Source organism: Enterobacter sp. 148H3, assembly GCF_034107425.1.
In the GTDB taxonomy this organism is placed as follows: domain Bacteria; phylum Pseudomonadota; class Gammaproteobacteria; order Enterobacterales; family Enterobacteriaceae; genus Enterobacter; species Enterobacter vonholyi.
This window is the reverse complement of the sequence record NZ_JAWNEI010000023.1, coordinates 19,647-30,678: the sequence shown is the minus strand read 5'-3', so window position 1 is coordinate 30,678 and position 11,032 is coordinate 19,647. Positions and strand designations below refer to the sequence as shown.

Below are 11,032 nucleotides of genomic sequence, written 5' to 3'. Positions count from 1 at the left end.
ATTTAATCCCTGCAATAACACAAATAACACATTGGTGTTAGAGAATGTAATTTAGTCATTCACAATAATTTAAAATTCGTTAAATAAAAATTGGTAAAACCAATTTCCATATCACATAAAAAACCATAAAAAACAATAACATAAAAAACAAAGAAAGCATAAATGTTACGAAAATGATAAAACAAAACAATAAAACAGGTAATACCCACATACGCCTGAGTGGTTATTAATAAAAGCATAAAAATAACGCTGCAATTCTGTTTTTTTGATCGCGATCAATAGTTATGGCATCCAAAGGCGCAATATAAAAACATCATCAATTTTTAATTTGGCGCCTCTACAAAAGCGTTAAATTGCTATTACTGAAAATACAAAACCGCACCTTTAATAACTAAAGAAAGCAAAGAAACTTAAGAAAGTGATTTTGTTTTTCAGTACGACCGAATCTTTGACAACTTAAGACGTGAAACTATGAATACAAAAACTGCTGTAACGCCCCCTGTGGCGAACCAGGCATCAAATGGAAACGCAAAACGTCTGCTGATGATGGCACTGCCCGTCATCGTCGCCGTACTGCTGCTGTTTGTTCCGGTACCGGAAGGCCTGCCTCCTTACGCGTGGCACTACTTCGCAATCTTTGTCGGCGTGATCGTCGGTTTGATCTTCGAACCCCTGCCAGGTGCGGTGATCGGTCTGACCGGCGTGGTCGCCATTGCCCTGTGCAGCCAGTGGGTGCTGTTTAGCCCTGAACAGCTGGCCGATCCTAAATTCAAGCTGGCTGGCGCCTCCTTTAAATGGGCGGTAAGCGGGTTTGGTAACTCTACCGTCTGGCTGATTTTCGGTGCCTTTATGTTCGCCGCAGGCTATGACAAAACCCGCTTCGGCCGCCGTCTGGCGCTGATTCTGGTGAAATACCTCGGCCGTCGCAGCCTGACGCTCGGTTACGCAATTACGTTTGCTGACCTGCTGCTGGCACCGTTCACCCCGTCCAACACCGCGCGCAGCGGCGGGACCATCTACCCGATCATCGCTAACCTGCCGCCGCTGTACGGTTCAAAACCTAATGACCCAAGCGCGCGTAAGATTGGTTCGTACCTGATGTGGGTGGCGATCACCGCGGCCTGTATCACAAGTTCAATGTTCCTCTCCGCCCTCGCGCCAAACCTGCTGGCCCTGGCGCTGGTGAAAAGTACGGTTGGGATTGATATCTCCTGGGGCACCTGGTTCCTCGCCTTCCTGCCGCTGGGTATTCTGCTGATTCTGACCATGCCGCTGCTGGCCTACTGGTTCTACCCGCCTGAAGTGAAGGTCAACAACGAAGTGCCGCTGTGGGCGACCCGCGAACTGGAAAAACTCGGCAAACTGTCCCGCAATGAAATTCTGCTGCTGGTGTTCGTGTGCTGCGCGCTGCTGATGTGGATCTTCGCCGCTGCGTGGATTGAACCGGCTATGGCTGCCCTGCTCATCGTCGGCCTGATGCTGTGGACCGGCGTGCTGGAGTGGAACGACATCACCGGTAACAAAGCCGCGTGGAACACCTTCGTCTGGTTCGCCACCCTGGTGGCGCTGGCGGATGGTCTCTCCTCTACCGGCTTTATCAGCTGGCTGGGTAAAGAAGGCGGTCTGCTGATGAGCGGTATCTCTCCGGGCGTGGCGACCATCGTCCTGCTGCTGGCGTTCTACCTGCTGCACTACCTGTTTGCCAGCACCACCGCGCACACTACGGCGCTGCTGCCAGCGATGTTGACCATCGCTTCCACCATCCCGGGCATGAATATGGAAGTGTTTGTTCTGCTGATGGTGACCTCGCTGGGTGTGATGGGGATCATCACCCCGTACGGTACTGGCCCAAGCCCGATCTACTACGGTAGCGGCTACCTGCCAACCAAAGACTACTGGCGCCTCGGCACCATCTTCGGTGCCATCTTCCTGGCGGCCCTCCTGCTGATTGGCTATCCGTGGATGTCCATGATGTTCTGATTCCTGACCGCCGGACTTCTCCTCCGGCGGTTTTATTTTTTGTGGAGCAATACGCTATGTCAAACAAACCGTTTATCTACCAGAACCCCTTCCCTCTTTCGCATGACGACACCGAATACTACCTGCTGACCAAAGAGCACGTCTCCGTTGCCGAGTTCGAAGGCCAGGAAATCCTGAAGGTGGAGCCGGAAGCCCTGACCCTGCTGGCGCAGCAGGCCTTCCACGACGCCGCATTTATGCTGCGTCCTTCCCATCAGAAGCAGGTTGCCGCCATTCTCAACGACCCGGAAGCCAGCCAGAACGACAAATACGTTGCCCTGCAGTTCCTGCGTAACTCTGAGATCGCGGCCAAAGGCGTGCTGCCGACCTGCCAGGATACCGGCACGGCCATTATCATGGGTAAAAAAGGCCAGCGCGTCTGGACCGGCGGCGGTGACGAAGCGGCGCTGAGCCAGGGGGTTTACAACACCTACATTGAAGACAACCTGCGCTACTCCCAGAACGCTGCGCTGGACATGTATAAAGAGGTGAATACCGGCACCAACCTGCCGGCGCAGATTGACCTCTACAGCGTGGACGGGGACGAATACAAATTCCTGTGCATGGCAAAAGGCGGCGGTTCTGCCAACAAAACCTATCTCTACCAGGAAACCAAAGCGCTGATCACCCCGGCTAAGCTGAAAAATTACCTGGTTGAGAAGATGCGTACCCTGGGGACAGCAGCCTGCCCGCCGTACCACATTGCCTTTGTTATCGGCGGAACCTCGGCGGAAGCCACGCTGAAAACCGTGAAGCTGGCCTCCACGCGCTACTACGACGCGCTGCCAACGGAAGGCAACGAACACGGCCAGGCGTTCCGCGACGTTCAGCTGGAACAAGAGCTGCTCCAGGAAGCACAGAACCTCGGCCTCGGCGCGCAGTTTGGCGGTAAATACTTCGCCCACGACATTCGCGTGATCCGCCTGCCGCGCCACGGCGCGTCTTGCCCGATTGGCATGGGGGTTTCCTGCTCCGCGGACCGCAACATCAAAGCAAAAATCAACCGCGACGGGATCTGGATTGAGAAGCTGGAGCACAACCCGGGCCAGTACATTCCGGAGTCACTGCGCCAGCAGGGCGAAGGCGACGTGGTCAGCATCAACCTGAACAAGCCGATGAATGAGATCCTGGCGCAGCTTTCCGCGCACCCGGTCTCTACCCGCCTGTCGCTAAATGGGACCATCATCGTGGCGCGCGATATCGCCCACGCGAAGCTGAAAGAGCTGCTCGACAACGGTGAAGAACTGCCGCAGTACGTCAAAGATCACCCGATCTACTACGCGGGCCCGGCCAAAACGCCGGAAGGCTACGCGTCTGGCTCACTTGGCCCAACCACGGCGGGACGCATGGATTCGTATGTGGACTTACTGCAGTCTCACGGCGCGAGCATGATCATGCTGGCGAAAGGCAACCGCAGCCAGCAGGTAACCGACGCCTGCCATAAACACGGCGGCTTCTACCTGGGCAGCATTGGCGGCCCGGCGGCGGTGCTGGCGCAAAACAGCATTAAGAGCCTGGAATGTGTCGCGTATCCGGAGCTGGGCATGGAAGCTATCTGGAAGATAGAAGTCGAGAACTTCCCGGCGTTTATCCTGGTGGATGACAAAGGCAACGATTTCTTCCAGCAGATCCAGAACCAGCAGTGTAAAGGCTGTTCACAGCGCTGATTGCTTCCATACGTCCGGCAAGAGCGACAGCGTTTCAGCGATTGTGCTGCGCTTGTCGCTCCCCGGCTTCCAGATGGTGACCATCGTCTGACCAATTCCCTGGCTGCCCACTTCGGTGTGCAGCCTTTTTACGTTTTGCCACTGACCGGCGTGAAAATGCGTCGGTAAGAATCCCCAGCCGCAGCCGCGCTCCAGCAGACCGCGCAGCATCTCCGGCTCATTGGTAAAGAGGGTATGCCCGGAAATCTGCAGGCGGCGCGCCACCGGCTCGTCCGAGGCGGGGTGCATGATGACCTGAGGTACCAGGGAGAGATCGAGCAGCGACAGAGGGGAAGCACTGTCCGCAAACAGCCCGCTGGCGGCATAAAAATCCATCTCGATGGCACCCAGGGCACGCCACTCCATATCGTTGCCCACGCTGCGGTTGCGTGCCTGGCAGATGGCCAGATCCGCGTCGTTATTCGCCAGCAGCCGTTCCGATTCATCCCGCGAGGCGCAGATAAGGCTCAGGCGGATTTTTCGCACCGCCATTTCAGCAATCACCCCATGCAGAAAGGCTCTGGGCGTAAAAGGATCGTAGACCAGCGTCAGGTCCTGCGTGGCACCGTGCGGTAGCTCTCTGGCAAACGCCTCAAAGGCTTTTACCTGCCGCATCAGGAGGTGCGCCTGGCGCTGAAGCTGTTCCCCTTCGGGCGTGAGCCGCAGGGTGCGGCCGTCGCGAATAAACAGCGCGTAGCCTAACCCATCCTCAAGAAAATCAACCAGATCGCGAAGCGTCGTTCGGTCCTTCTTCAGCGCCACCGCGGCTTTACTCAGGCTCCCGTTCTCGGCCACGGCGGTAAATGCCTCGAGCTGTGCAAAAGAGTAAATCAGTCCCGCCACGCTACGCTCCCTCTGTTTTTTAGGGGGATTTTCCCCCGCTACGCGTTTTTTATTATAGCCCCGGGGTTTTTAAACTGAAGCCGTTCCTAACCTGTAAGAGACGGATATGAAAAACAGAAAAGTAAACCATGCCCTGCTGGCGGGCCTTATCTTCAGCACCCTGATCTCCCCTGCGGCAGTGGCCGCCTGTAAAGGCACCGACCTCAGCGCTTGCCCTGCCCCCTTCGACACCACGCTGCCTGACACCCATAAGATGCTCACCTGGAGTCAGGCCGATCGCGTGGTGGGCTTTCGCAATGACTACCGCAACTACCCCGGGGATGTTTTCCGCCACGGTAGCGCCGTGCCGCTGGAAATGTCGGACAAGCCGCTCACGGACGCACACTATCAGGTTAACGGCAGGCGCTACGGCCTTAAGGACTACCTCCAGCGGCAGAACGTCAGCGGCATGCTGGTGCTGAAGGACGGCAAAATCGCCTGGAAGTATCTTGGAGAGGGCAATACCGACTCGACGCTCTGGACCTCGCGCTCGGTTGGGAAATCGGTGGTATCGGCGCTGGTGGGCGTAGCCCTCAAAGAGGGAAAGATCCACTCGCTTGACGATCGGATCACGCGGTATGAACCCGATCTGAAAGGCACCGCGTGGGACGGCGTGACGCTCAGACAGCTGATCACCCATACGTCCGGCGTGGCCTGGAACGAGGATTACACCAACCCCCACTCCGACTTTGCGCAGCTCACCGAGTGCGAGGCGAAGCCGGGTAGCTATGACTGCGTGCGCAAGCTGGTGAAGGGGCTGCGCAGAGCGCATCCGGCCGGAGAGAACTGGTCTTACTCTTCGGGCGGTGCCTGGCTGCTGGGTGACGTGCTGGAGCGGGCCACCGGCATGACGCTCGCAGCCTATCTGGAGAAAAGCATCTGGCAGCCTTACGGCATGGCGAGCGACGGCGTGTGGCATGCCTACAGCAAAGGCCAGCACGACGTCGGCGCGCACGGCTTTAACGCCACGCTGGAGGACTGGGGACGCTTCGGGCAATTTATCCTGAACAACGGTACGTTACCGAACGGTAAGACCGTACTGCCGGAAAACTGGATCAGGCAGTCGTCAGACTGGACGAAGGCCAAAGGCTCGGTGTCAGACGCCCATCCCGAGGGGCTGTATGGCTATCAGTGGTGGAACAATGAAGTGCCCGCCAACGCCACGGGCGTAGAGCCGACGGCACAGGATTCGCTGAAACGTTCGCTCTGGGCGCTGGGCATTTTCGGGCAGATGATCGTGGTGAACCCAAAGGAAAATCTGGTCATCGTCCAGTGGTCTACCTGGCCGCAGGCGGAACCGTCCTTCAGTGCCCAGCCGCTGGAAGCCTCTCTGATGTTTAGCGCGATTGCCAGGGCGCTGCGCTAAATTGCATCCGCCGGGTAATGAAGCGGTTACCCGGCTCATTCTGAAACGCGCCTCTGCGCCACATCACAAAATCGCAATATCAGAGACTTACAGAATATTGGTGAATAAAAAGCCAACCGTTTGTTAAGTTATTGTTGCCATTAATTGTATTTATTCGTCGGATTATATTCATGCAAGAAATGCATCAGTCGATGCGGCATTTGCGCTTATCTAATTCCTCATCCTGATCCAGTTTTCAGAAACAGACGCGTAAAACGTCAACAATAAAACTGGAGATAACCATGTTTTCCTCAACCTCACCTGCAACCGTACGCTCGAAAGCGGGCGCCATACTTCGCGTGACGTCCGGCAACTTTCTTGAGCAGTTCGATTTCTTTCTGTTCGGCTTCTATGCCACCTATATCGCCCACACGTTCTTCCCGGCGAGCAGTGAATTTGCGTCGCTGATGATGACCTTCGCCGTCTTCGGCGCGGGCTTTTTGATGCGTCCCATCGGGGCCATCGTGCTTGGCGCCTATATCGACAAGGTGGGGCGCAGAAAGGGACTGATCGTCACGCTCTCCATCATGGCGGCGGGGACGTTTCTGATCGTGCTTATCCCCTCTTATCAAAGCATCGGTCTGTGGGCGCCGCTGCTGGTGCTGACGGGCCGTCTGCTGCAGGGCTTTTCCGCCGGTGCGGAGCTTGGGGGCGTCTCGGTCTATCTGGCTGAAATCGCCACGCCGGGCCGCAAAGGGTTTTACACCAGCTGGCAGTCCGGCAGCCAGCAGGTCGCCATTATGGTCGCCGCGGCGATGGGCTTCGCTCTGAATGCCCTGATGGCGGAGAGCGCCATTCGCGAATGGGGCTGGCGCATCCCATTCCTGTTCGGCTGTTTAATCGTGCCGTTTATCTTCTTCCTGCGCCGCAAGCTGGAAGAGACGGAAGAGTTCAGCGCGCGCCGCCAGCATCTGGAGATGCGTCAGGTCTTTAAAACGCTGCTTAGCAACTGGCAGGTGGTGGTCGCGGGCATGCTGATGGTAGCGATGACCACCACCGCGTTCTACCTGATCACCGTCTACGCTCCCACCTTTGGCAAAAAAGTGCTGATGCTCAGCGCGTCAGACAGCCTGCTGGTCACGCTGCTGGTGGCGATCTCTAACTTCATCTGGCTGCCGGTGGGCGGTGCCCTGTCGGACCGTTTTGGCCGCAAGCCGGTGCTGATTGCCATGACCCTGCTGGCGCTGGCGACCAGCTACCCGGCTCTGACGCTGCTGGCGAACTCGCCCAGCTTCTCCATGATGCTGAGCGTGCTGCTGTGGCTCTCCTTCCTCTACGGCCTGTATAACGGCGCGATGATCCCGGCCCTGACGGAGATCATGCCTGCCGAAGTGCGCGTGGCGGGCTTCTCGCTGGCTTACAGCCTGGCGACGGCGGTGTTCGGTGGCTTTACCCCGGTAATGTCCACCGCGCTGATTGAATACACCGGTGACAAAGCTTCGCCTGGCTACTGGATGAGCTTCGCCGCGGTGTGTGCCCTGCTGGCCACGCTCTACCTCTACCGCCGCCGTGCGGTATCGCTGCAAAACACCGTCAAGTCACAGGGGGCAGTATGAAACGCACTTATCGCTATACCGCCAGCGCGCTGGTGCTGATGTTCCTGAGCGTCAATGCCTTTGCCCAGGACGTAAAGGTCATGATTTCAGGCGGCTTCAAAGCCGCCCTTGAAAAACTGGCTCCGGAATATGAACGCCAGACCGGGGATAAAATCGTGATCATCCCCGGCCCCTCAATGGGCGCTACGCCGCAGGCGATCCCAAACCGTCTGGCGCGCGGCGAGAAGGCCGACGTGGTGATTATGGTGGGCGATGCGCTGGAGAAACTCGAAAAAGCCAGCCAGACCCAGCCGGGTTCGCGAACTGAACTCGCGGACTCTCCCGTTGGCATGGTGGTGAAAAAAGGTGCGGATGTCCCTGATATCAGCAGCGATGCGAAACTGCGTGAAACGCTGCTGCAGGCCAGCTCCATCGCCTACTCTGACAGCGCCAGCGGTAGGTACGTCAGCCAGACGTTGTTCAAAAAGCTGGGGATTGAAAAAGAAGTGGCGGGTAAAGCGACAATGGTCGAGCGTATCCCGGTCGCCTCTGAAGTGGCGAAAGGAAAATACGCCGTGGGCTTCCAGCAGGTTAGCGAGCTGCTGCCCGTTCAGGGCGTCACCTTTATCGGTAAAATCCCGGATAATCTGCAATACATCACGCGCTTCGCGGGTGCGGTCACCCGTCACGCTGAACATCCTGACGAGGGGAAAGCGCTGCTGACCTATCTCGCCTCACCGCCCTCACGCGCCGTCATCGAGAAGACGGGGATGATCCCCGTTACGTCCGGCGATACTGCTCGGTGATCTGCTTTTCCAGTTCAGCCGCGATATAAGACTGGATGCGCCCCCGGCGCCGGATAAGCCCTACGGTGCGTTTGACCTCCGGCGCCACCAGCGGCAGATGCGTCAGCAGCGTGTGCTCTGAGGTCGGCATCGACATGGCGGGAACGGCAGCGATGCCGATCCCCGCCTCAACCATACCGAGCATCGTGGTAACGTGACGTGTTTCGCAGACGCTGGGCCGCTCGGGAACGATATCCCCCAGCATCCGATCGAGCAGATTGCGGTTACCTGACGTTTTATCGAGAGAGATATAATCCTGCTGATAAAATGCCTGCCACGTCAGGTGACTCTTCTGCGCCAGCGGATGATCCTTTCTGCACGCCGCGACGTAGACATCCTCCACCAGCGGGAAAAATTCGATTTCAGACGGCAGGTTTCCTGCGAAGCAGATACCAAAATCCGCCTGGCTTCGGGCCACGGCGTCAATCACATTCCCCGCGCTGCTGTCGATGAGCTTAATGCGCACGCGCGGATAGCGAGACTGAAAGCGACGGATCACATCAGGCATAAAGTAACAGGCGGCGGAAGGTACCGTGGCAACCGTGATCAGCCCCGTCCGCTCTTCGCTGGCTTTATCGACATCCGCCAGCATTGACTCAACGTTGTCGAGCAGCTGCGCGGAGCGCTCGGCAAAGTTTTGCCCGTATAACGTTAAGGCCACGCGGCGGGTGGTACGATCGAACAGCCGGTTTCCCAGCGCGGCTTCCAGCTTTTCAATCCTGCGGCTCAGGGCCGACTGGGATAAGCAGATAGATTCAGCAGCGACACGGAAGTTACCGTATTCCACTAACGCTCTGAAAGCATAAAGATCGTTAAGGTCAAAATTCACGGGCATAGCGTCTGGATGTCCTGTCAGGGAATACGCAACAAAGTCAAAAATAATAGCGTCTTACTAAACCACCGCAACCTGTACGGCGATGAAATAGGTCAGAGGTCGTTGAGATGCAGGCGAACATACCCTGCACGATCGGCAATGGCCTGCCGCTCCTCTTCCTTCATGTCCGCAAGCTGTTTAAAGACAATGCCCAGGCGGGGATTGTTACCCAGACGCGCCTGATTGCGCGCAAAGAAATCCCAGTAAAGGGCATTAAAGGGGCACGCCAGCTCCCCAGTGCGCTGGTTATGTTGATACCGGCACCCCTGACAGTAATTACTCATCTTATGAATATATGACGCGCTCGAGACGTAGGGTTTACTCGCCAGTAACCCGCCATCCCCAAACTGGCTCATGCCGAGGGTGTTGGGCAGCTCCACCCATTCAAAGGCATCAATATAGACCCCCAGATACCATTCATGAACCGCCTGCGGCGACAGGCCGCTGAGCAGGCTAAAGTTCCCGATGACCATCAGGCGCTGGATATGGTGGGCGTAAGCCTCGGTGAGCGACTGTCCAACGGCATGCGCCAGGCAGCGCATCTGCGTCCTGCCGGTCCAGAACCAGTCCGGCAGCGGAGCCTGCTGGTCTAAGGCATTCAGATCCCGATAGCCCGGCATCTGCGACCAGTAAATCCCACGCACGTACTCCCGCCAGCCGAGAATTTGTCGGATAAACCCTTCAACGGCAGGCAGCGGCGCGTGGCCCGAACGCCATGCCTGCTGGGCGGCTGCGACCACTTCCCGCGGATTAAGCATTTTGGTGTTTAGCGCGAATGAAATTAACGAGTGGAAAAGAAAAGGTTCCTCCGCGTGCATCGCGTCCTGCCAGGCGCCAAAATGGGGGAGCACGTGAGTGATAAATTCCTCCAGCCTGGCTTTGGCTTCCGAACGGTTAAGCGGCCAGCGAAAATTGTCGGCCTGCGGCTCGCCGAAGGTGTGTACGCCGCAGCGCTGGATCTCCGCCCATAAGGCTGAATAATCGTGGCCGGGACGCGAGTCGCCCGGCGCGGGCGGCTCGCCGGACCAGCGCTTGCGGTTTTCAGCATCGAAGTTCCATTTCCCCCCTTCCGGCTCGCCTTCTGATGTCAAAAGAATGCCGTGCTGACGACGCATTTCCCGGTAAAAGTACTCCATTCGCCAGCTTTTGCGCGTTGCAAAGAACGCGCTGACCTGTTCCCGCGTGGTGAAAAAATGCTCGCTGCTGACGCAGGCCGTTTCAACGGAGACCGTCTTCGCCCACGCCTGCAGCTGCGTATCCAGACGCCATTCGTCGGGCTCCTGCCATATCACCCTACCCGCGCCGTAATGCGCGACAAGCGCGTTGAGATTGTCTTCAAGCGCGCCGCGGTTTGAGCCGTCAGAGAGCCGGACATACCTCATCCGATGCCCCTTCTCCTTTAATGCAGAGGCAAACGCGCGCATGGCGGCGAAGATAGCGATAACTTTCTGGGCGTGATGAAGCACATAGGCGGTTTCTGCCCGGAGTTCCAGCATCACGTAAATGACGTTCGGACTGCAGGTATCAAACCAGCTGTGATGCGAATTAAGCTGATCGCCCAGGATCAGACGCAGCTCGGTCAACGGTGGCTCCTGCGACAACGCTCAGAACAGTATTTAACCTCATTCCAGCATTTCGCCCATTTCTTGCGCCACGTCATGGGTCGCTGGCAGTGCACACACAGCCGACTGGGCAGGTCCTGCTTGTTACCTTTAAAATCGCTCATCTTTTCAATACCGTACTGATTTCTTCACTGAACCTGTGGA

Annotated in this window: 9 protein-coding genes; 5 read left to right on the top strand and 4 right to left on the bottom strand. The window is 57.1% G+C overall.

Annotation, left to right across the window (positions count from 1 at the left end):
• Nucleotides 1-471 precede the first annotated feature (471 nt).
• Nucleotides 472-1,980, top strand: a complete 1,509-nt coding sequence (locus tag USH94_RS21305) for an anion permease (protein WP_023325580.1) — start codon at nucleotides 472-474, stop codon at nucleotides 1,978-1,980.
• A 56-nt stretch (nucleotides 1,981-2,036) separates the two neighbouring features.
• The gene (gene fumA / locus USH94_RS21300) at nucleotides 2,037-3,686 is read left to right on the top strand and encodes a class I fumarate hydratase FumA (protein ID WP_111966033.1); all 1,650 of its coding nucleotides are present in this window, start codon (nucleotides 2,037-2,039) and stop codon (nucleotides 3,684-3,686) included.
• Here the strand turns inward: fumA and USH94_RS21295 are convergent.
• The gene (locus USH94_RS21295; RefSeq protein WP_111966034.1) at nucleotides 3,675-4,568 is read right to left on the bottom strand and encodes a LysR family transcriptional regulator; all 894 of its coding nucleotides are present in this window, start codon (nucleotides 4,566-4,568) and stop codon (nucleotides 3,675-3,677) included. The two genes, fumA and USH94_RS21295, sit on opposite strands and share 12 nt — an antisense overlap.
• A 106-nt stretch (nucleotides 4,569-4,674) precedes the next feature.
• Here USH94_RS21295 and USH94_RS21290 point away from each other — a divergent pair, with 106 nt between their 5' ends.
• From USH94_RS21290 to USH94_RS21280, 3 genes are all read left to right on the top strand, one after another.
• Nucleotides 4,675-5,973: a serine hydrolase domain-containing protein gene (locus USH94_RS21290; RefSeq protein WP_111966035.1), complete on the top strand. Its 1,299-nt coding sequence runs from the start codon at nucleotides 4,675-4,677 to the stop codon at nucleotides 5,971-5,973.
• A gap of 281 nt (nucleotides 5,974-6,254) precedes the next feature.
• Nucleotides 6,255-7,568 (top strand): MFS transporter, encoded by a 1,314-nt coding sequence (locus USH94_RS21285; protein ID WP_111966036.1) that lies wholly within the window; start codon nucleotides 6,255-6,257, stop codon nucleotides 7,566-7,568.
• Complete coding sequence (locus USH94_RS21280; RefSeq protein ID WP_111966037.1) at nucleotides 7,565-8,353, top strand: substrate-binding domain-containing protein; 789 nt, start codon at nucleotides 7,565-7,567, stop codon at nucleotides 8,351-8,353. The genes USH94_RS21285 and USH94_RS21280 overlap by 4 nt, the downstream gene beginning before the upstream one ends.
• On the opposite strand, the gene USH94_RS21275 is transcribed toward USH94_RS21280, so the two are convergent.
• The 3 genes from USH94_RS21275 to USH94_RS21265 all read right to left on the bottom strand — a co-directional run bounded on the left by USH94_RS21275 (nucleotide 8,328) and on the right by USH94_RS21265 (nucleotide 10,992).
• Nucleotides 8,328-9,227, bottom strand: coding sequence for a LysR family transcriptional regulator (locus USH94_RS21275; protein ID WP_111966038.1), 900 nt, complete (start codon nucleotides 9,225-9,227; stop codon nucleotides 8,328-8,330). The genes USH94_RS21280 and USH94_RS21275 overlap by 26 nt on opposite strands.
• Before the next feature lie 92 nt (nucleotides 9,228-9,319).
• Nucleotides 9,320-10,849, bottom strand: a complete 1,530-nt coding sequence (locus USH94_RS21270; RefSeq protein WP_111966039.1) for a cryptochrome/photolyase family protein — start codon at nucleotides 10,847-10,849, stop codon at nucleotides 9,320-9,322.
• The gene (locus USH94_RS21265; RefSeq protein ID WP_071530926.1) at nucleotides 10,846-10,992 is read right to left on the bottom strand and encodes a DUF2256 domain-containing protein; all 147 of its coding nucleotides are present in this window, start codon (nucleotides 10,990-10,992) and stop codon (nucleotides 10,846-10,848) included. The genes USH94_RS21270 and USH94_RS21265 overlap by 4 nt, the downstream gene beginning before the upstream one ends.
• Between the last annotated feature and the right edge of the window lie 40 nt (nucleotides 10,993-11,032).